General features: G+C 70.0%; 20 protein-coding genes and 1 pseudogene. 8 read left to right on the forward strand and 13 right to left on the reverse strand.

What is annotated here, in order from left to right; translation table 11 throughout:
- Nucleotide 1: 1 nt before the first annotated feature.
- Nucleotides 2-679 (reverse strand): helix-turn-helix domain-containing protein, encoded by a 678-nt coding sequence (locus KV100_RS00405; protein WP_220340948.1) that lies wholly within the window; start codon nucleotides 677-679, stop codon nucleotides 2-4.
- Between the two features lie 93 nt (nucleotides 680-772).
- On the opposite strand from KV100_RS00405, the gene KV100_RS00410 reads away from it, so the two are divergent.
- Nucleotides 773-1,612 carry a class I SAM-dependent methyltransferase gene (locus tag KV100_RS00410; RefSeq protein ID WP_220340949.1) on the forward strand — a complete coding sequence of 280 codons (840 nt, stop codon included), beginning with the start codon at nucleotides 773-775 and terminating at the stop codon, nucleotides 1,610-1,612.
- Between the two features lie 13 nt (nucleotides 1,613-1,625).
- Here the strand turns inward: KV100_RS00410 and KV100_RS00415 are convergent, their stop codons facing one another.
- The 9 genes from KV100_RS00415 to KV100_RS00455 form a co-directional block, all read right to left on the reverse strand.
- Nucleotides 1,626-2,753 carry an endonuclease/exonuclease/phosphatase family protein gene (locus KV100_RS00415; RefSeq protein WP_220340950.1) on the reverse strand — a complete coding sequence of 376 codons (1,128 nt, stop codon included), beginning with the start codon at nucleotides 2,751-2,753 and terminating at the stop codon, nucleotides 1,626-1,628.
- A gap of 63 nt (nucleotides 2,754-2,816) precedes the next feature.
- Nucleotides 2,817-4,166 (reverse strand): NADP-specific glutamate dehydrogenase, encoded by a 1,350-nt coding sequence (gene gdhA / locus KV100_RS00420; RefSeq protein ID WP_374106983.1) that lies wholly within the window; start codon nucleotides 4,164-4,166, stop codon nucleotides 2,817-2,819.
- A 59-nt stretch (nucleotides 4,167-4,225) separates the two neighbouring features.
- Complete coding sequence (locus KV100_RS00425) at nucleotides 4,226-5,203, reverse strand: endonuclease/exonuclease/phosphatase family protein (protein WP_220340951.1); 978 nt, start codon at nucleotides 5,201-5,203, stop codon at nucleotides 4,226-4,228.
- A gap of 36 nt (nucleotides 5,204-5,239) precedes the next feature.
- On the reverse strand, nucleotides 5,240-5,830 hold the full coding sequence (locus KV100_RS00430) for a hypothetical protein (RefSeq protein WP_255565876.1): 591 nt from the start codon (nucleotides 5,828-5,830) through the stop codon (nucleotides 5,240-5,242).
- A 13-nt stretch (nucleotides 5,831-5,843) separates the two neighbouring features.
- Complete coding sequence (locus KV100_RS00435) at nucleotides 5,844-6,992, reverse strand: zinc-dependent alcohol dehydrogenase (protein ID WP_220340952.1); 1,149 nt, start codon at nucleotides 6,990-6,992, stop codon at nucleotides 5,844-5,846.
- 21 nt (nucleotides 6,993-7,013) lie between these two features.
- On the reverse strand, nucleotides 7,014-7,493 hold the full coding sequence (locus KV100_RS20300) for a hypothetical protein (RefSeq protein WP_220340953.1): 480 nt from the start codon (nucleotides 7,491-7,493) through the stop codon (nucleotides 7,014-7,016).
- A gap of 149 nt (nucleotides 7,494-7,642) precedes the next feature.
- A complete protein-coding gene (locus tag KV100_RS00445) occupies nucleotides 7,643-8,131 on the reverse strand; it encodes a GNAT family N-acetyltransferase (protein WP_220340954.1) in 489 nt (162 codons plus the stop codon).
- 30 nt (nucleotides 8,132-8,161) lie between these two features.
- Nucleotides 8,162-8,752 carry a G/U mismatch-specific DNA glycosylase gene (mug, locus tag KV100_RS00450; RefSeq protein WP_220340955.1) on the reverse strand — a complete coding sequence of 197 codons (591 nt, stop codon included), beginning with the start codon at nucleotides 8,750-8,752 and terminating at the stop codon, nucleotides 8,162-8,164.
- A gap of 45 nt (nucleotides 8,753-8,797) precedes the next feature.
- Nucleotides 8,798-10,012 (reverse strand): oxygenase MpaB family protein, encoded by a 1,215-nt coding sequence (locus KV100_RS00455; RefSeq protein WP_220340956.1) that lies wholly within the window; start codon nucleotides 10,010-10,012, stop codon nucleotides 8,798-8,800.
- Nucleotides 10,013-10,074: 62 nt separating this feature from the next.
- Between KV100_RS00455 and KV100_RS00460 the strand changes: the two genes are divergently transcribed.
- Both KV100_RS00460 and KV100_RS00465 read left to right on the forward strand, forming a co-directional pair.
- Nucleotides 10,075-10,737, forward strand: coding sequence for a TetR/AcrR family transcriptional regulator (locus KV100_RS00460; protein WP_220340957.1), 663 nt, complete (start codon nucleotides 10,075-10,077; stop codon nucleotides 10,735-10,737).
- Between the two features lie 53 nt (nucleotides 10,738-10,790).
- Nucleotides 10,791-11,270 (forward strand): hypothetical protein, encoded by a 480-nt coding sequence (locus KV100_RS00465; protein ID WP_220340958.1) that lies wholly within the window; start codon nucleotides 10,791-10,793, stop codon nucleotides 11,268-11,270.
- 27 nt (nucleotides 11,271-11,297) lie between these two features.
- Here KV100_RS00465 and KV100_RS00470 read toward each other — a convergent pair whose 3' ends face one another.
- The gene (locus tag KV100_RS00470) at nucleotides 11,298-13,118 is read right to left on the reverse strand and encodes a glycoside hydrolase family 15 protein (protein ID WP_220340959.1); all 1,821 of its coding nucleotides are present in this window, start codon (nucleotides 13,116-13,118) and stop codon (nucleotides 11,298-11,300) included.
- Nucleotides 13,119-13,206: 88 nt separating this feature from the next.
- Between KV100_RS00470 and KV100_RS19225 the strand changes: the two are divergent.
- From KV100_RS19225 to KV100_RS00485, 4 genes and pseudogenes are all read left to right on the forward strand, one after another.
- Nucleotides 13,207-13,442, forward strand: a pseudogene (locus tag KV100_RS19225) (FAD-dependent monooxygenase); the annotation flags it as partial.
- 118 nt (nucleotides 13,443-13,560) lie between these two features.
- The gene (locus KV100_RS19230) at nucleotides 13,561-14,028 is read left to right on the forward strand and encodes a hypothetical protein (RefSeq protein ID WP_255566101.1); all 468 of its coding nucleotides are present in this window, start codon (nucleotides 13,561-13,563) and stop codon (nucleotides 14,026-14,028) included.
- Nucleotides 14,029-14,032: 4 nt separating this feature from the next.
- Nucleotides 14,033-14,512, forward strand: a complete 480-nt coding sequence (locus KV100_RS00480) for a GNAT family N-acetyltransferase (protein ID WP_301021995.1) — start codon at nucleotides 14,033-14,035, stop codon at nucleotides 14,510-14,512.
- 58 nt (nucleotides 14,513-14,570) lie between these two features.
- Complete coding sequence (locus KV100_RS00485; RefSeq protein ID WP_220340960.1) at nucleotides 14,571-15,551, forward strand: hypothetical protein; 981 nt, start codon at nucleotides 14,571-14,573, stop codon at nucleotides 15,549-15,551.
- Nucleotide 15,552: 1 nt separating this feature from the next.
- Here the strand turns inward: KV100_RS00485 and KV100_RS00490 are convergent, their stop codons facing one another.
- Nucleotides 15,553-17,340 (reverse strand): thiamine pyrophosphate-requiring protein, encoded by a 1,788-nt coding sequence (locus tag KV100_RS00490; protein WP_220340961.1) that lies wholly within the window; start codon nucleotides 17,338-17,340, stop codon nucleotides 15,553-15,555.
- 143 nt (nucleotides 17,341-17,483) lie between these two features.
- Here KV100_RS00490 and KV100_RS00495 point away from each other — a divergent pair, with 143 nt between their 5' ends.
- Complete coding sequence (locus KV100_RS00495) at nucleotides 17,484-18,044, forward strand: hemerythrin domain-containing protein (RefSeq protein WP_220340962.1); 561 nt, start codon at nucleotides 17,484-17,486, stop codon at nucleotides 18,042-18,044.
- Nucleotides 18,045-18,071: 27 nt separating this feature from the next.
- Here the strand turns inward: KV100_RS00495 and KV100_RS00500 are convergent, their stop codons facing one another.
- Nucleotides 18,072-18,563 (reverse strand): DUF4383 domain-containing protein, encoded by a 492-nt coding sequence (locus KV100_RS00500; RefSeq protein ID WP_255565878.1) that lies wholly within the window; start codon nucleotides 18,561-18,563, stop codon nucleotides 18,072-18,074.
- Nucleotides 18,564-18,663: the final 100 nt, after the last annotated feature.

Consider the following 18,663-nt stretch of genomic DNA (forward strand, 5'->3'; position numbering starts at 1 on the left):
CTCAGCCTGGGCGTACGACGCGGGCCAGCCCCGTCGGCGCGAACCAGGTGGGCACGGCGCGGCGCGCTGCGGAGGGTCCGTCCACAGTGACGGTGCCCGCCCGCAGCGCGCCGGCCCACGTCGTATCGCCTCTCCAGACCTGGGTGAGGGCGCGGAGCCCTGCGGTCACCGTGACCGAGACGGGGCGCTCCGGGTCGATGTCGCACACGTCGGCGTCGTCGCGCTCGATCACGATCCACCACTGCCGCGCCGCCCCGGTGACGTCGTCGAAGACGAAGCTGACGACCTCGGGCGGGTCGTCCACCGCGGAGTGGTCGATGTTGCGGTGCATGTCCCACATCAGGAGCTTGGGGTCGAGGTCCTCGTCGCCGAGCGTTCCCATCCACCGCACGCCCCAGGTGCCGACGGACTCGACGACCGTCCGCAGCTCCCTGCCGGCCGGAGTCAGGACGTAACGCACCTCGGCACCGTGGACCTCCTTGTCGACGATCCCGGCGCGCACGAGCTGCTGGAGGCGCTTGGACAGCAGGGTCGGCGACATCCGTGGTAGCCCTCGTCGCAGGTCGTTGAAGTGCTGGCTGCCCGTCACCAGCTCCCGGACCAGCAGCATCGTCCATCGCTCGTCGAGCAGCTCCATGGCTTTCGCGACCGGGCAGAACTGGCGGTACGGCGCCCCCATCCGTGCAGCGTACGCCCGGTACAGATCTCGTACTAGGCCCGTTGTCTCTGCATCTCTAGCGTCGAGAGCACGCACAACGAAGGGACACTCATCATGACGAGCGAGACGACAGCAGCACCGGTCACGGTGGACGACGGCGTGATCAAGGCCAAGCACCGGGCGATGTGGGCGATGGGGGACTACCCAGCCGTGGCCACGGAGGTGGTGGCCGACCTGGGACCGGTCCTCGTGGACGCCTGCCGAGTCGGAAGCGGGACGACCGTCCTCGACGTAGGCGCCGGCTCCGGCAACGCCGCGATCCCCGCTGCGCGAACCGGAGCGACGGTGACGGCGAGCGATCTCACGCCCGAGCTCCTCGACGTCGGCCGCGCGGCGGCCGCGGACGAAGGGCTCACACTCGGGTGGCGTGAGGACGACGTCGAGCACCTGGGGCTCGAGGACGCCTCGTACGACGTGGTCATGTCCTGCATCGGAGCGATGTTCGCGCCGCACCACCAGGAGACCGCCGACGAGATCGCGCGCGTCTGCGCGCGCGGCGGCACGATCGGGCTGCTGAGCTGGACGCCCCAGGGCTTCATCGGGCAGATGTTCGCCACGATGAAGCCGTACGCGCCGCCGCCACCGCCCGGCGCGCAACCACCGCCGTTGTGGGGGGACGTCGAGCACGTCCGGGCACTCTTCGGCGACCGAGTCACCGACGTCGAGGCCACGACGCAGACGCTCGCGGTGGACCGCTTCGTCGACGGGGAGGACTTCCGGGACTTCTTCAAGGCGACGTACGGTCCGATGATCGCGGTCTACGCGGCGATCGCTGACGATCCTGACAAGGTCGCCGCGCTCGACGGCGCACTGGCAGACCTGGCGGACCGGTTCGGTGTCCGGGACGGCGCCATGCAGTGGGAGTACCTGCTCGTCACCGCTCGCCGGGCCTGACGGCGCGGGACGCTCAGACCCCGGTCAGGTCGGCGTACAGGAGGGCGTGGTCGGACGCCTCCTCCACCTTCGACGTCAGAGTGGGAAGGATCTCCCAGGGGTCCTTGGTCCGAGGGCCCCGCCAGACGCCCTTGCGGAAGACCCCACCCCCCTGCGCGTGGGAGAACAACGCCGGCGAGAGCAGGATGTAGTCGATCTTGGCGGTCTCGTTGCCCGACCCGTACGTCCCCTTGCGGTGGTTCCAGTCGAAGTCCGGGTGCGCACTGATGTCGACGAGGGTGCCGTCCTCGAGCAGCGGAGCCAGTGCGTCACTGGTCGGGTCGTCGTTGAGGTCCCCGGTCACCGCGAACATCTCGACGCCCTCGTCACGCAGCGCCGCCACGATGCGTGCGACCCGCTCTGCCTGACGGCGACGGCGTCTGCCGCCGAGCGGGTCACCTGGCGAGCTGTAGCCCTTGGACTTGAAGTGGTTCGCGAGCACCACGACGCGGTTCCCGAGAGGGGTGTCGAGGTGGTATTCGCAGCAGTCCCGCGAGAAGACGGTCCCAGAACCGTCGGTGTCGAAGATGTGGGTGCGCATCTGCACCAGCCGGTAGTCGGCGCGCGCCATCAGCCCGACGTCGATCCCGCGCTCGTCGTTGCCCTCGACCACCATCACCTGCTCGTACGGGGTGCCGCCGACCGCCGGCAGCAGCGACTCCGAGAAGAGCTGGAGCCCGGGACGGTCGTCCGCCTCGACGACGGTGACGACGTCGGCGCCGACCTCGTCGAGGACCCGCGCGATGTTCTCGGTCGCCGTGACGTTGACCGCGACGGTCTTGAGCTCCAGCCATCCGACCCAGTCGGGACGCCCGGCAGCCGCGAGGACGACCGGTCCGCTGCGCGGGCGCTTCAGGAGATGACGGCCGCGCATCGTGCGCATCCGCACGTACGGTGCGTCGTCGGAGCGCAGCAGGCCGAGCGTGTCGAGGAGCCCGAGGATGTCGGCCTCGCGGCCGGCGTAGCTGGGCCGGTCGAGGAGTGCGGAGAGTCGTGCGTGAGCCGCGAGCACCTTCTTGCGCGTGGCCGCGTCACCCTGCTCCTCCGCCATGGCCTTCGGCCGGGCGAACAGGTTCTCGACGTTGAACGATGCGATCCTCATGGCGTCCCCCTCTCGCCAGTGTGCGCCGACGCCGGTTCACCTCGTGGGGGATTGAGCCACTGCTCAGATGACGCCGAGTGCGAGCATCGCGTCGGCGACGCGGACGAAACCCGCGATGTTGGCCCCGGCGACGTAGTTGCCGGGGCTGCCGAACTCGTCGGCGGTCTCGGCGCACCGGTCGTGGATGCTGCGCATGATCTCGGCCAGGCGCTCTTCGGTGTGCTCGAAGGTCCAGGAGTCGCGCGAGGCGTTCTGCTGCATCTCCAGTGCACTGGTCGCGACGCCGCCCGCGTTGGCCGCCTTGCCCGGGGCGAAGCGGACGCCCGCCTCGTCGAAGACGGCGATGGCCTCGGGGGTTGCCGGCATGTTGGCGCCCTCCGCGACGATGGTCACGCCGTTCTTGACGAGGGTGACCGCGTCGGCGCCGTTGAGCTCGTTCTGGGTCGCCGACGGCAGCGCGATGTCGCACGGCACGTCCCAGATGGACCCGGCCTGCCCGAGCCGGACGTCTCCGCCACGCAGCTCGGCGTAGTCGGCGATGCGCCCGCGGCGCACCTCCTTGACCTCCTTGAGGATGTCCACGTCGATGCCGTCCTCGTCGACGACGTAGCCGCTGGAGTCCGAGCACGCGACGACGGTGCCGCCGAGCTCGTGCACCTTCTCGATCGCGTACGTCGCGACGTTGCCGGAGCCGGAGACGACGACGCGCTTGCCGTCGAACGACTCGCCCGCGGCCTGGAGCATCTCGGAGACGAAGAAGACGGTGCCGTAGCCGGTCGCCTCCTTGCGGACCTGGGAGCCGCCCCAGGTGAGGCCTTTGCCGGTGAGGACGCCGGACTCGTACCGTGTGGTGATCCGCTTGTACTGACCGAAGAGGTAGCCGATCTCGCGACCGCCCACGCCGATGTCGCCGGCGGGGACGTCGGTGTACTCGCCGATGTCGCGGATCAGCTCGGTCATGAACGACTGGCAGAACCGCATGACCTCGGCGTCGGAGTGGCCCTTGGGGTCGAAGTCGGAGCCGCCCTTCGCGCCGCCGATGGGCAGACCGGTCAAGGAGTTCTTGAAGATCTGCTCGAAGCCGAGGAACTTCACGATGCCGAGGTAGACGCTCGGATGGAAGCGCAAGCCACCCTTGAACGGGCCGAGCGCGGAGTTGAACTGCACCCGGAACCCGCGGTTGATCTGGACGCGACCGGCGTCGTCGACCCACGGCACGCGGAAGATGATCTGGCGTTCGGGCTCGCAGATGCGACGGATGACCGCGGCGTCGACGTACTCCGGCCGCTTCGACACGACCGGACCGAGGCTCACCAGGACCTCACGGACGGCCTGGTGGAACTCGGCCTCTCCGGGATTGCGACGAAGGACCTCGTCGTACACGTCCTGCAACTTCTCGTCGATGCTCGACACCTCGTGCGCCCTCCTGTTCGCCGCCCCTCTCGAGGCTATCCGGGGCCCGATCCCAGCTCTCAGTAGGGGATGCGCAGCGTCGCGCGGACCGGGTTGTGGTCCGAGGCGAAGGGCGTCCGGTACAGCTTCCCCTTCAGGCGCACGATGACCCGGAACTGGCGTACTCCGATCCCCGGTGAGACATAGACGTGGTCGACGTGGTGGTGCGTGCGCCACGGCCGCCGCCGCAGCTGGTTGGCGCTGTTGTAGCTGCCGAACTTGCGGGTCCGGGCCACGGCGAACGCGTCGCGAGCACCGGCCGCCTGGCGCATCGCGCGGCGAGGCGCGTCGAAGGTGTACTTGCGGGACGCGGACGAGTTGTAGTCGCCGGCCCACACGATCGGCCAGGACGCGCCGTGCGCTCGGCGCACCGCGAGAGTGTCGGCGATGAGATTGCGGGTCTGGCGGTAGCGCTTGCGGTCCTTCGCGACGCCAGGGCCGTTGACGAGATGAGCCGAGGCGACAAGGAACCGCGCACCCGTGGCCTTCTCCGTGAGCAGCTGGTAGCACCCGTAGTCGGCGCTCACCGAGTAGGAGCGGTCCAGCCGGATGCGACCCGAGATCGCGCGCGACCCCGAGAAGCGCGTGCGGTCGTAGAGGATGCGCGAGCGGGCGTCACGAACGGCGGTGCCCTTGATCTTGGCGCACCGGGCGGTGGAGGCGAAGCGGTGCTTCACCTTCCGGTAGAGCGACGGGAAGTTCGTGTTGCCGTTGGCCTCCTGGAGGCCGACGACGTCGAAGCCGCTGCGCAGGACCTGGGACGCGACCCGGTTGCGCCGCTTCGCCGTCCACGGGAGCGGCTTGGCGTCCTTGTGGATGTTGTACGAGCCGACGCGGACCGTGGTGGCGCCGGCGGCCCGGGCCTGCGCAGCCGGCTGGACGGTGGAGGACGAAGCCGAGGGGGGCGCCGAGGGGGCGAGGGCGGTCGGCGTCGCGAGTGCCACAGCGACGGCTGTGGCAGTCGCGACGCCTATCGAGAACCGGGACAAGAAGGTCATACCGCCATGCGATACCCGGAGTGAGTCAGGTGCAACTCAGCCCAGGACGCGCTTCGCGGCTCGGTAGGCGAGCCAGCCTCCCAGCACCCAGGGGCCGGCGACGATGACCGGGTCGAGCGCCTGGTGGACGACGTCGGTGCGGTGGCGCCCGAACCGGGACTTCGCACCGTGCCGCTTCAGCTCGCTGCTGATGCCGGTCTGGGTGATGGGGTTGTCGGGGCGGAGGGTGACGAACGATCGCAGCATCGCCTCCTTCACGTCGATCCGGTCGGCCGCCATCAGCAGGAGCCAGTGCGCCGCCCGCCCCTCGCTGTAGCGGGCGTAGGCCAGGCGCCGCACCTTGCCGGAGAGTCCACGCGGCGGGCAGGAGGTCCCGAAGACCGGCGTGAGGAACGCGTGCTCGATCGAGCGCTCCCGCGGATAGGTCTCGGGCTGCCGGTCCGGGAACGACCAGTGGGCGCCGGAGTGGTCCGGCTGAGGCACTTCGCGGGGGAAGGACGGGCGGTCCGCCGGGTCGAGGTCCGCACCCCATCCCGGGATGGTCGCGCGGATCTCGTCGAGAGGCCGGGGGAGTGGCGGCTTCGCCTCGGTGTACGTCGGGATGTCGGACGGGGTGGTGGCAGTCATGGTGGTGCCCTCCTCAGGCGGCATCAGGAATGATGAGCGGCTTGATGCAGCCGTCGAGCTTGGCCGAGAACATGTGGTAGGCCTCGTTGATGTGCTCGAGCGGGAGGCGGTGGGTGACGATCTCGCTCGGCTTGAGGTGGCCGTTGCGGATGTGCTCGAGCAGGCGAGGCCACTGGCGCTTCACGTGAGCCTGGTTCATGCGGAGCGTCAGACCCTTGTTCATGGCGTCACCGAACTTGACGGCGCTGAAGATCGGGCCGTACGCCCCCATCACCGACACCGTGCCACCCTTGCGCACGCCGTCGATCGCCCAGTTCAGCGCGACCGGCGACCCGCCCTGCAGCTTGAGCTTCGCCGCCGTGACGTGCTGCAGCAGGTTGCCGTCGGCCTCGGCACCGACCGCGTCGATCGCGACGTCCGCTCCGAGGTGGTCGGTGATCTTCTTGAGGTGGACGATGATGTCGTCGTACTCGACGAAGTTGTACGTCTCCGCGAACGCGAACGTCCGCGCCTTCTCGAGCCGGTTCTCCAGGTGGTCGATCACGATCACCCGGCCGGCGCCCATCAGCCAGGCCGATCTCGCGGCGATGAGCCCGATCGGGCCGGCGCCGAACACGACCACGACGTCGCCCTCGTGGATGTCTCCGAGCTGGGCTCCGAAGTAGCCGGTCGCCGCGGCGTCGGTGAGCAGGACCGCGTCCTCGTCGGCCAGCCACTCGGGGATCCGGGAGGGGCCGACGTCGGCGAACGGCACCCTGACGTACTCGGCCTGACCACCGTCGTACCCGCCGGTCGTGTGCGAGTAGCCGTAGATGCCCCCGACCGCGGTCGCGTTCGGGTTGACGTTGTGGCAGTTGGCGAACAGGCCGCGCGCGCAGAAGAAGCAGGTGCCGCAGAAGATGTTGAACGGCACCATCACCCGGTCACCGACCTGGAGGTTCTCCACCGAGGGGCCGATCTCGTCGACGATGCCGATGAACTCGTGGCCAAAGGTGTGGCCGACCCGCGTGTCGGGCATCATCCCGTGGTACAGGTGCAGGTCGGAGCCGCAGATCGCGGCCATCGTCACCTTGACGATCGCGTCGTTCGGATGCTCGATCTTGGGGCGGTCCTTCTCTTCGACGCGGATCCTGTACGGCCCGCGATACACCATCGCTCGCATGAGGCTTCCTTTCGCTGGTCGTCAGTCACGGAGGTACCCGCCATGACCCGTCGTCACTCCTCCGTCTTCGTCGCTCGGCTCGGCCTGGGTGGGCGGTAGACGTAAGCCAGAGCGGGGAGGACGAGCAGGACGGCCAGCACGACCAGCAGGACGAGCGAGATCCCGGCTGCCCGCCCACCGATCAGCGCTCTCGCGGGTACGACGTTGGCGGCGTGCCGAACTCCGTGCCTCGCTCAGAGCACGAGGGGCCCGACCTTCTGGCAAGGATCTGACAGCCCGGTTGCCGACCGCCATGGCAAGGACCATGACCACGAGGAAGCCGACATAGCCGGCCACCATGACGACCACGGGAGCCACGCGACTGGCGTCCGCGGTGTTGGCCAAGATGACCCCCGTCACGCTCAGGACCGCCGTGACGATGGCCAGCAGGCACGCCACCAGCGTGAAGGGAAGTGCGGCACGATGAGCGGACTCCCACGCCTGTTGCGACGACTTCGTCAACTTGGTCCGGATGCCGACGGCTGAGTTGACCTCGATGCCACCAGGCAGCGCCTCGCACTAATCGGAGAAGCCCCTGACGGCTGCAACCGTGATGCTCGGGGCGCCGCTCCCAGCGCACGCCGGGCGCGACGAGCACCGATCCCGGGTGGTCAGGCGAAGTCGTAGCGATAGACCGAAACCGGGTTCCACGGCGTCTGGTCGGACCGCTCGAACCGGAACCCCAGCCGCTTGGCCAGGCGGATACTTGCTGCGTTACCGGGCTGAATGACGGCGGTTAGCGCTTGCGCAACCCCCTCCCGGCGACCCCACTCCAGCCAGGCTCGAGCAGCCTCATGAGCGAGGCCGCGGCCCTGGTAGCAGCGCGCCAGCACCCAACCGAGCTCGACCTCGCCCCATTCTTCCCACGGATGCAGGCCTACCCGGCCCATGACCGTGCCGGTGAAGCGATCGCACACGATGCTCTGCCCGTAACCCCGCTGATCCCAGACAGATGCGAATTTCTGCGCCTGGCGCTCCGCAGCAACCCGATCAAGTCCGTCACCACCGATGTGGCGGGCAACTTCTGGGTCTGAGTACAACTCGGCGAGCAGCGAACCATCTCCCGCATCGAGTGCCCGCAGCGCGAGCCGCTCCGTCATCATGATTCTCGGCTCAAACGACACGTCGGGTCATTCGCTTTCGTCCGGTCTGTCTCTCTCGACGGCCTCGCGGAGCCGCGCGAACTCCTCGGCCAACCGCGGCAACGTGTAGTGGGCATTGAGCCCGCTCGGGTTGGGCAGCACCCACACGCGGGACGGCCCGAGGCGGCGATCCTGCGGGCCGACCGTCGTCCGTGGATCGTCGAACGCAGCACGGTAGCCGGTGATGCCGAGGACGGCGACCCACGCCGGACGCCAGCGGTCTGCCTTCTCGGTGAGCGTCCGGCCACCCGCCACCAGCTCCTCGCGGGACAGCTCGGCAGCGCGTGCCGAGGCCCGTGCGACCAGGTTGGTGATGCCGAGGCGACGTGCGAGGAGCGCCTCGTGCTCCCACGGCTCGAGCCGACGGTCGGTGAACCCGGAGAGGTGGAGAGCCGGCCAGAAGCGGTTGCCGGGGCGAGCGAAGTGGAGCCCCGTCGCCCCGGAGTAGAGGCCCGGGTTCAACCCGACGAAGAGCACGCGGAGGTCCGGCCGGACCCAGTCCGGGATCGTCCGTCCGTCGGCGGCCGCGACCTCCGCCGGGTCAGGGCGAGGCGGCCGATCTCCTCGTGCAGCGTCCACCGTGCCGTTCTATCGCGTGCCCCTGCGTCGTCGCTCGGGCGGGCCTCAGCGCAGAGCGCCGAGCTCGTGTTCGGCGTCTGCGCCGTAGTAGTCACGGAGGAGGCCGACCGCGACACGATCTCCCCAGCGCTCGAGGCGACGGTGGCCGCGCTCGCCGCGGCCGAGCAGCCGGTACCGGACGGTGTTGGCGGCGATGGTCGTAGCCGTCGCCCACGGGGGACGGACGGGGAGACCGAGCTCGCGCATGCTGCGGACGCCGAGGAACGTGGTGAGCATCGACAGCGTGCGCTCGCGTCGGAAGGCGCCGTTCGGCAGGTCGCGGAGAGCCCCACTGATCGCCTGCGCGAGCTGCGGCCCGGCCTCGGAGATGTCGGCCTGCGCGCGTACGAGGTGGTAGTTCAGCCGGTGACGCTCGCGCTCGTCGTCGACGAGCCAGGCCTCGTCGACGCCCATGAGCCAACCGACGTACTTCCACAGGTGCATGACGGCGTGCGCCTCGTCCCGTGTCACCGGGACTCCGAGCGCTCTCACGCCGATCAGGAGGACACCGTCGAACAGGCCGAGCGTGGCCGCCTGATCGGTCATGTTGATCGGCAGGCCCCAGCGAGGGACGTCCCAGGTGGGCTCGAACGTGTGGTTGACCAGGGCGTGCATCGCACGGACGTGCACGGTGAGGCGCCAGCCCTCCCCGTAGGGAAGGAGTGCGTCGGGCTGCGCCAGGGCGACGGCCCACTTCTGAGTCTCCGCGAGCCGGCGCCGGGTCATCTCGCCGGTCAGTCCGCCCGTGGCGACCAGCAGGTCGGTCGGCCCTCCGAAGCGGTAGCCGCCGATGAGCGAGAGCTGAAGGAGGACGTCGGCGGCGTTGCGGCCGAAACGCCGCTGCAGCCGCCCGGCCCGCGCGATCAGCTCATGATCGACCCATTCCGGCGTCGCCTCGACGCACGAGAAGAAGTCCGTCATCGCCTCAGGAGCACCGGGCACGGCAGAAGGGTCGCGGAGACGGGCGTGGAAGTCGCTCATCGACACCCGTCGTGGATCACCCGCTCGCATCCGCATCGCTTCGGCCAGCCGCTGACCGACCTCGTCGCGCTCGAGGAATCCCGCGCCGATCCGGGTCATCAGCGCCTCGTCGACGGCCGCCACCCGTCCGAACAGTCGCAAGGGTCGCGCGATGCGGGCCCCGCGCTCCTCCGCCTCACGGAAGCGGCTGGGGAACGTGGGGGAGTCGGGACCCGCGGCGGTGCTCTCGAGCGTCGTCATGCTCCCATCGTGACGCGAGTTACAACTCGCATACCAGTCGCGTCAGCGCCTACGATGCGGGCATGGCTGCCTCCGGACCTCCGGCGTACGGATCCGCCGACGCGGTGCTCCAGGCGCGCAAGCAGCCGCGTCAGGCGCGATCTCGCGCCACCGTCGACAGGATCCTCGCCTCCGGTCGGGCGGTGCTCCTGCGCGACGGGTACGACGCCTTCTCGACCAACCGTGTCGCCGACGCGGCGGGCATCAGCCCGGGCTCGCTCTACCAGTACTTCCCGAACAAGCACGCCATCGTCGCCGCCATCGTCGAGCGCTACGCCGACGAGGTCTCGGACCAGGTGGCCGCCGCGCTGGCGGACCGGCTCGGCGAGGTCGGTCCGTCGATGGTGCGTGCGTGCGCCGACGCTCTGCTGACCGCCCTCGAGGAGAACGCCGAGCTGCTGAGGCTGGTGTTCGAGGAGCTGCCGGCGAGGCAGAACGCCGCACGACGCACCACGCTCGAGCGACGCGTGCAGGATCTCGTCGGTGCGTACCTGGCCGCACGTGCGGGCCCGGCTCTCGACCGACGACCGACCGTCGTGGCATGGGTGCTCGTGCTGGCTCTGGAGAACCTCGCCGTCCGGTGGGTGCTCGACCGCCCGCCGATCCCTCGGGAGGCGCTCCTCGACGAGCTGGTGCGGCTCTGTCTCGGCTACCTCGGCGCCCCGCCGGCTCCGGATGCACGATGACGTGCCGTCGGCGAGGCTAGGGGTCCTGCACAGCACGACGCTCAGGAGGCTCCATGTCCATGTCTCGCGCCGTTGCCGCGGCGTCCGCCGTACTCGTCCTTCTCGCGACCGCCGCGTGCAGCGACGACGACGACGATCCTGACGACCAGGCCCAGCCCACGGCGACCGCGACGGACACGACGGAGCCGTCCCCGGGCGCGACCGCGACCGCGACCCTCGAGTCGGAGGACGAGGCCGGAGAGTTCGAGCTCGACACCACTGACGACTCCGTCGACGTCGATGGTCGGGCCTCGGAGTGCCAGAGCCCCGACGACGCGACGCTGAAGGTGACGTTCACCGACGAGGGCACCACGGTGACCGCCGACATCAGCGGCGGTACGGGCACGGTCAAGGTCACCGGCGGCATCGAGTTCGAGGGCGACGTCGCGTCGGTGCAGGTCTCGGACAATGGCACGCTGAACGCGTTCGGACAGGGAAGTCTCTCGCGCCCCGGCGCCGAGAAGACCGCCTTCACCCTCGTCGGCAGGTGCTGAGCGACAGGGTGGGCCTCGGCCCTGCCGTCAGAGGTCGCCGAACGGACCCGCCGCGCCCGACGAAAGGTTGGCGGCAGAGACGACGAGACCGAGGTGGGAGAACGCCTGCGGGAAGTTGCCGAGCATCCGCTCCGCCTTGGGGTCGTACTCCTCCGACAGGAGACCGACGTCGTTGCGCAGGTCGAGCAGCCGCTCGAAGAGCGCCCGAGCCTCCTCGTGCCGACCGACCAGCGCGAGGGCGTCGACGAGCCAGAACGTCGTCATGAGGAACGCCCCCTCGCCCGGCGGCAGCCCGTCGACGGTGTCGGCGGCTCGGGTCGGGTAGCGAAGCAGCACTCCGTCGACGAGCAGGTCCGCCTGGATGGCGTCGATGGTCCCGAGGATCCGCGGGTCGTCGGGAGGGAGGAACCCGACACGCGGCAGCATCAGGAGGGATGCGTCCACGACGTCCGCGCCGTAGAACTGCACGAAGCTGTTCTTGTCGGCGTTCCATCCTTTGTTGCAGATGTCGGCGTGCACGGTGTCGCGGAGCTCGGTCCACCGCTCGAGCGGGACGGCGTCGCCGAGCATGAGGTGCTCGGCGATACGGACCGCCCGGTCGAACGCCACCCACACCATGACCTTGGAGTGGACGAACTGACGGCGTGGCCCTCTGATCTCCCAGATGCCGTCGTCGGGGTCCTCCCACACCCGCTCGAGGTGTTCCATCAGGGCAGGAAGGATCGCGTCCTGCCGGTGCCCCAGCACGGGGAGGTCCTCGGCATGGGTCACGAGGTTGGCCTGGACCGCCGTCCAGGTGGCGTCGAGAACCTCGCCGTAGACGTCGAGCTGGACCTGCGAGCTCGCGGCGTTGCCGACCCGGACCGGACGTGACCCTTCGTAGCCCGGCAGCCAGTCGAGCTCGATCTCGGTGAGCCGGCGCTCTCCTGCGACGCCGTACATGATCTGGAAGTCGCCCGGGCTGCCGGCGACAGCACGGCGCAGCCACCGGTACCACGCCTGTGCCTCCTCGGCGTACCCGCTGAGCACGAGGGCCTGCAGTGCGAAGGAGGCGTCGCGCAACCACGAGTAGCGGTAGTCCCAGTTGCGGACGCCGCCGACGAGCTCGGGCAGCGACGTGGTGGCGGCCGCCGCGATCGCGCCCGACGGTGAGTACGAGAGGGCCTTGAGCGTGAGGAGCGAACGAAGCACCTCGTCGCCCCACTCGCCGTCGTACGTGCAGCGACCCGCCCACTCGCGCCACCAGCTCTCGGCCCGAGCACGCGCGGCATGGGCGTCGAGGGGGAGCGGAGGCGAGGTCTGCGCGTCGTAGCTGGCGAGAGAGAACCCGACCTGCTGGTCCGCACGGCACGAGAAGGAAGCGACCGTCTTCATGTCCTCGCCCTCGACCGACACTCCGGCGTGGAACCGCAGACCGTCGCTCCCCGCTACGAGCGTCTGCCCGCCGGGCACGTGGTTGACCCACGGGACGATCGACCCGTAGTCGAAGCGCACGACGAGCTCCATCCTCATCGGCACCGTGCCGTCACGCCCTTCGACGATGCGAAAGATCCGGGACTGCTCGTCGTACGGGGCCATGAAGTCGACGACTGCGACCGTCCCGCTCGCAGTCTCGAACTCGGTCTCGAGGACGAGGGTGTCGTGGCGATACCAGCGCCGGACGGAGACGATCTCCTCGTCCGGGCAGAGCAACCACCGCCCGTTGCTCTCGTCACCGAGAAGAGCGGCGAAACACGCCCCGGAGTCGATCCGCGGCACGCACCACCAGTCGATCGACCCGCCACGCTCCACCAGGGCGACCGTCTTCGTGTCGGCGATGATCGCGTAGTCCTCGATCCGTCCGGCCATCGGTCCACTCCGCTCCGTCGCGTGGAGTCGTCAGCCTAGCGACGAACAAGGTTGCGGCACGCCGACCTGACGGACCTAGTCTCGAGCCATGAGCGATCCCGAGCCGGGCTCTGACGTCGACGTGGCCGTCGTCGTCCGCGACCCGGCCTGGCTCACCGACGTCTCGATCTCGGAGCGCTGCGTCGACCGCCTGCGCCACGGTCGGGTCCTGCTCGCGGGCGATGCGGCGCACATCCAGAGCCCGGCGGGGGTCAGGGCATGAACACCGGGATCCAGGACGCGGTGAACCTCGGCTGGAAGCTGGCGCTCGTGTGCCGGGGGGAGGCAGGCGAGGCGCTCTTGGACTCCTACGCCGACGAGCGCCTCCCGGTCGCCGCGGTGTGCTGCGAACGACAGGCCGCGCCTTCCGTCTTGCGACCTCCTCGAGGCTCCGGTGCGCGCCTTGCGGCCACGTGTCGCGACGGCGGTGCTGCCACTGCTGACCAGGGTCCCGGCGATCCGTCGAGCGGCGTTCCGGGCGCTTGCCGAGCTCGACGTGGGTTATCGCAACGGTCCGCTGCCGGACGGCCCTGTGGTCGTGGACGGTCGGCCCCTCCGCCTCCAGCAGAGCCTGTCGCCGACGGCCTTCACGCTCCTCCTGTGCGGGCCTGGGGACCATTGGGCCACGCCTGCGGTGCGGGCACTGGAGAGTCGCTGGCCAGGGATGGTCCGCGCTCGTCAGCTGAATGTCTCGGAGGGCCTGCGCCAAGGCATGGGTCTCGATCCGAGGCGGAGCACGCAGCTGCTCGTCCGCCCCGACGGCTACCTCGGTCACCGGGTCGACGCGGCGGACCTGAGCGCGGTCGACGACTACCTCCGGACGGTGCTCGGCGGGAGTTCACGCGACGGAAACATCGGCGTACGAGCATGAGCCGGTGACGACGCAGATCCATCGTGCGGACTTCGCCGACCCCGGCCTCTCCGCCTTCCTCCAGGCGCACCTCGACGACCTTGCACCGACCGCCCCTGCGTGCAGCCGGCACGCCCTCGACCTCGACGGTCTGAGGCGGCCGTCGGTGCGGATGTGGGTGGCGTGCGACGGAGACCAGATCGTCGGGACGGCAGCGCTCGCGGAGCTCGAGCCCGAGCACGAGGAGCTCAAGAGCATGCGGACCGACCCCCGCCACCGCGGCCGGGGAGTGGCCCGCGGTCTCCTCACGCACCTCCTCGCCGACGCGCGTGACCGGGGGGTCCGACGGATCTCGCTGGAGACGGGGAGCATGGAGTTCTTCGCGCCTGCCCGCGCGCTGTACGCCTCGTCCGGCTTCGTCGTGTGCGACCCCTTCGGCTCCTACCGCGAGGACCCGAACAGCACGTTCATGACGCGCGTGATCGCCGCGACAGCGGCCGTCTGACCCGGTTGCGATCCCGGCAAGCAGACGCTGCCGGGTCGGCTCGTGCCATGGTGGCGGAGTGAACGTCGACGAGGTGGCGCAGGCACTGTACGTGACGCTGCCCGCCGACTTCGTGGGCGCTCGCACGGCGTACGCGAAGGAGGCCCGGGCCGACGGCGACGCCTCGTCGGCTCGCCGCATCGGGCGGCTGCGCAAACCGACGAAGTCGGCGTGGGCGACCAACCTGCTCGTCCGTGCCGATCCCGGACGGCTCGACGCGCTGCAGGCCCTGGGCGCGGAGCTCAGGTCCGCGCAGGACCGTCTGGCCGGCGCGGAGCTGCGGGCCCTCGCCTCGCGCCGGCGTGATCTGGTGGCCGACCTGGTGGCCGAGGCACGCCGTCTCGCGGACGAGGCGGGCGACCCACTCGGAGGTCCGGGGGCGGACGAGGTCGCACAGACCTTGAACGCCGCGCTCACCGACGCCGCCGCCGCGGCGGCGCTGGACACCGGCCTGCTGGTCGACGCGCTCGTGGCGACCGGGCTCGAGCCGGTGGAGCTCGACGGCAAGGTGGCGTTGCCGGAATCGGTCGGAGAGGTCGCCGAGCGCCCACGTCGCGCGCCGTCGCCGACGCAGCCCGCGCCGATCAGGAAGGCCAGGCCGAGGAAGGCGCCGCCGGAGAAGAAGAAGCCGGCCCGGCGCGAGGAACCGGAGGAGAGGGTCGAGGAGACGGCGGCGGAGAAGGCTGCAGCCAAGGCCGAGGAGAAGGCAGCCGCGAGGGCGGCGGAGGAGCGACGTCGAGCCGAGCGCAGGAGGTCGGACGCCGAGGACCGCCTGGTGGCTGCTCGCCGGGCGATCGAGCAGGCCGAGCAACAGACGACATCGGCCCGCGGAGCGCTCGACGACCTCGAGCAGCGGCGTACGGCGCTGCAGGACGAGCTCGCTCGGCTGGAGCACGACATCGCCGCCGCCCAGCGCGACGTGAGAGAGGCGCGTCAGGCCCGGACCTCGGCCGAACGCGCCGAGGCGAAGGCGCAGCGGGCGATCGACCGCCTCCCGTAGGTCACTCCTCGTCCGCCACCTGCTGCTCCAGGAGCTCCCGGGCGTGACGACCGGACTCGCCCTCCGCGTGGAGACCGCGCCGGAAGCTGTCCAGCTTCTCACGACCACCAGGGAACGGAGGCAGCAGCGGCTGGTCGCGGTCGACCATCGCCTCGATGACGACGGGCCGGTCTGCGGCAAGAGCGCGCTCCCACGCGGCGTCGATCTCGTCGGGCGAGGTGAGGTGGATGCCCTCCAGCCCGAGGAGTTCCGCGTAGGCGGCGTACGGGAAGTTGGGGAGCGACTGGCTGGCCTCGTACCGAGGCTCGCCCTCGGTCTCGCGCTGCTCCCACGTGACCTCGGCCAGATCCCCGTTGTGCAGGACCAGCACGACGAACCGCGGATCATCCCACTCCGGCCAGGACCGAGCCACGGTGACGAGCTCGTTGATCCCGTTCATCTGCATCGCGCCGTCACCGACGAGAGCGACGACCGGTCGTCCTGGCTGGTCCAGCTTGGCGGCGAGGCCGTACGGGAGACCCGATCCCATGCTCGCGAGGGTGGAGGAGAGATGGGCCGGGACGCCGTGGGGCAACATCAGGTGGCGGGCGTACCAGTACGTCACCGACCCGACGTCGACGCTGACGAGGGCGTCGCCGGGAAGGTGCGCACTGAGGTGGTGGACGACCGCCTCGGGGTTGAGCGGGTCGGCCGGACGGGCCGCACGACGCTGCCGGATGTCGTGCCAGCGGGTGACCTGCTCGGCGACGCTGCTCCGCCACGGATCGTCGCCCGCACGGCCCTCGAGCATCGGGAGGAGACGCCGCAGCGTCTCTGCCGCGTCGCCCCGCACACCCACCTCGACGGGATAGCGGTGGCCGAGGTTCCGGCCGTCGATGTCGACCTGCACGGCTCGGGCGGCGCCGGGCGGGGGATAGAACTCGCTCCAGGGATCGTCCGAGCCGATGATCACCAGCGTGTCGCACTGCTCCATCAGCCATCCCGAGGCGGTGGTGCCCAGGTGTCCCATCACGCCACAGCTGTACGGGAGGGTCTCGTCCCACCACGGCTTGCCCAGGAGGCTGGTCGTCACTCCCGCTCCGAGGTGCTCGGCGAGGGCGCGGACCTCGTCACCGGCGTCGCGGGCACCTTGGCCGACGAGCAGCGCGACCCGTGCTCCGGCGTTGAGGACCTCCGCCGCGGCCGCGAGCTGCACATCCTCAGGGACGACGCGGGCGGGCGACCAGCGGGGTGCGCTCACGACAATTCCGTGCTCCTGCGGCGGCTCGGCAGGAAGCATGCCGGTCTGGACGTCGTGGGGGAGGATCACCACGCACGGCGACCGTCGCTCGAGTGCCGTGCGGAACGCCCGGTCCACGACGACCGGCACCTGCTCCGGCGACATGACGGTCTGGACGAAGTCGCGCGCGACCTCGGTGAAGAGCACCTGGAGGTCGATCTCCTGCTGGTACTCCGATCCGAGGACGGTCGTCTGCTGCTGTCCTACCAGCGCCACGACGGGCACGTGGTCGAGCTTGGCGTCGTACAGGCCGTTGAGGAGATGGACGGCCCCGGGGCCCTGTGTGCTCGTGACGACGCCGACGCCGCCGGCGTACTTCGCGTGGCCGACGGCCATCAGCGCGGCGTTTTCCTCGTGCCGCGCCTGGACGAACGCAGGGTCTCCCGCCGCCCGTCGCAGCGCACCCATGAACGGGTTGATGCCGTCCCCCGAGTAGCCGAACACGCGAGGCACCCGCCATGCGCGCAACCGCTCCACAAGGAAGTCGGCCACCAACGTCTCGTCGCTCATTGGGCATCTCCTCGGCTCGGCAGTCGATGGCGTTCCCGGGCCCGGTACCCAGGGCAGCGGGACAGAATCGCCCGACACGCGGCCCGCGCATGACCACGGGCACGAGGGGAACCGGAGGGTCCCACCGAGACGAGGAGGACGCCATGGCCGCCGAGGAGACCGAGCTGGACGTCGTCGACCTGCTGCTGGCGCAGCACGATCGGATCCGCGTGCTCTTCCGTGAGGTCGAGGTCTCGGGCGACGGCACGCGCAAGGAGCGGTTCGACGAGCTGCGGGCGTTCCTCGCCGTTCACGAGACCGCCGAGGAGATGATCGTCCACCCGCTCGCCAAGCGGCAGAGCGATGAGGGCGAGACCGTTGCTCGCGATCGCCTCGCGGAGGAGAGGGAGTCGAAGGAGCTGTTGGCACGGCTCGACGACATGGACGTGACAGACCCCGAGTTCCGGGTCAGGTTCGCGATGCTGCACGAGATGGTGCTGCACCACGCCGGCAACGAGGAACGCAAGGAGTTTCCGCTGCTGCGGCGGCACGTGGAGCCTGACGAGCTGCGCCGCATGGCGGGGGCGGTCCGGGCTGCCGAGAAGATCGCCCCCACCCGGCCGCACCCGGGAGTCGAGTCGCCGGCGGCGCACGTTGTCACCGGCCCGCTCGCGTCCCTCGTCGATCGGACGCGGGACGCGGTGCGTTCGGCCCTGCGTGACTGACCGCAGGGTCGAACGCACCGCGACGAGTCACCGGCCGGTGGTGCGAGGGCTCGTTCCCCTGTGGCTGTCGAGCGCGCGTCGCCCGTAGAGCCCCAGAGCCACCATCCCGACGCCGAGGACGAGGTGGAGCCAGTTGTCGGCGTCATTGACGGGGATGAAGTTCGCGCTGTCGTCGTGGTCGATGACCAACCCGTAGATCCAGAGCAGAAGGTAGATGACGCCGCCGGCGATGAGGTACAGGACCGCGGTCCGCGCGGCACGCGCCGCCCAGAGCCCCACGACGCCGAACAGCAGGTGAACGATGTTGTGCAGGATCGAGACCTCGAAGATGCCCAGGAGCTTCGCGTTGCTCTCGTGCCCGGCGAAGGTCATCGTGTCGTAGTTCGTCGTGATCCCCGGGATGAAGCCGAGAATGCCGATGAGTAGGAAGACAGCAGCGACGACCATCGTCAGCGTGCGGATGGTCTTGGCGTCGGAGTCGCCGTCATGGGCGCGGTTGCCTGCCGGTTGGTTCGTCATGATCTTCCTCTTCCGTTTGTCGTGCTCTCTGTACGCACCCACTACCCCCCGTTCCGTCCTTGACACCTCACGGGGTGCGACCAGGAGCGCGGCTCCGCAG

The sequence above is a fragment of the Mumia sp. zg.B21 genome, from assembly GCF_019550855.1.
In the GTDB taxonomy this organism is placed as follows: domain Bacteria; phylum Actinomycetota; class Actinomycetes; order Propionibacteriales; family Nocardioidaceae; genus Mumia.

Bases quoted from the DNA above. Each gene is read 5' to 3' on its own strand.
- KV100_RS00405 (WP_220340948.1), bottom strand. From the start codon at position 679: ATGGGGGCGCCGTACCGCCAGTTCTGCCCGGTCGCGAAAGCCATGGAG.
- KV100_RS00410 (WP_220340949.1), top strand. From the start codon at position 773: ATGACGAGCGAGACGACAGCAGCACCGGTCACGGTGGACGACGGCGTG.
- KV100_RS00415 (WP_220340950.1), bottom strand. From the start codon at position 2,753: ATGAGGATCGCATCGTTCAACGTCGAGAACCTGTTCGCCCGGCCGAAG.
- KV100_RS00425 (WP_220340951.1), bottom strand. From the start codon at position 5,203: ATGACCTTCTTGTCCCGGTTCTCGATAGGCGTCGCGACTGCCACAGCC.
- KV100_RS00430 (WP_255565876.1), bottom strand. From the start codon at position 5,830: ATGACTGCCACCACCCCGTCCGACATCCCGACGTACACCGAGGCGAAG.
- KV100_RS00435 (WP_220340952.1), bottom strand. From the start codon at position 6,992: ATGCGAGCGATGGTGTATCGCGGGCCGTACAGGATCCGCGTCGAAGAG.
- KV100_RS00445 (WP_220340954.1), bottom strand. From the start codon at position 8,131: ATGACGGAGCGGCTCGCGCTGCGGGCACTCGATGCGGGAGATGGTTCG.
- KV100_RS00455 (WP_220340956.1), bottom strand. From the start codon at position 10,012: ATGACGACGCTCGAGAGCACCGCCGCGGGTCCCGACTCCCCCACGTTC.
- KV100_RS00460 (WP_220340957.1), top strand. From the start codon at position 10,075: ATGGCTGCCTCCGGACCTCCGGCGTACGGATCCGCCGACGCGGTGCTC.
- KV100_RS00465 (WP_220340958.1), top strand. From the start codon at position 10,791: ATGTCCATGTCTCGCGCCGTTGCCGCGGCGTCCGCCGTACTCGTCCTT.
- KV100_RS00470 (WP_220340959.1), bottom strand. From the start codon at position 13,118: ATGGCCGGACGGATCGAGGACTACGCGATCATCGCCGACACGAAGACG.
- KV100_RS00490 (WP_220340961.1), bottom strand. From the start codon at position 17,340: ATGAGCGACGAGACGTTGGTGGCCGACTTCCTTGTGGAGCGGTTGCGC.
- KV100_RS00495 (WP_220340962.1), top strand. From the start codon at position 17,484: ATGGCCGCCGAGGAGACCGAGCTGGACGTCGTCGACCTGCTGCTGGCG.
- KV100_RS00500 (WP_255565878.1), bottom strand. From the start codon at position 18,563: ATGACGAACCAACCGGCAGGCAACCGCGCCCATGACGGCGACTCCGAC.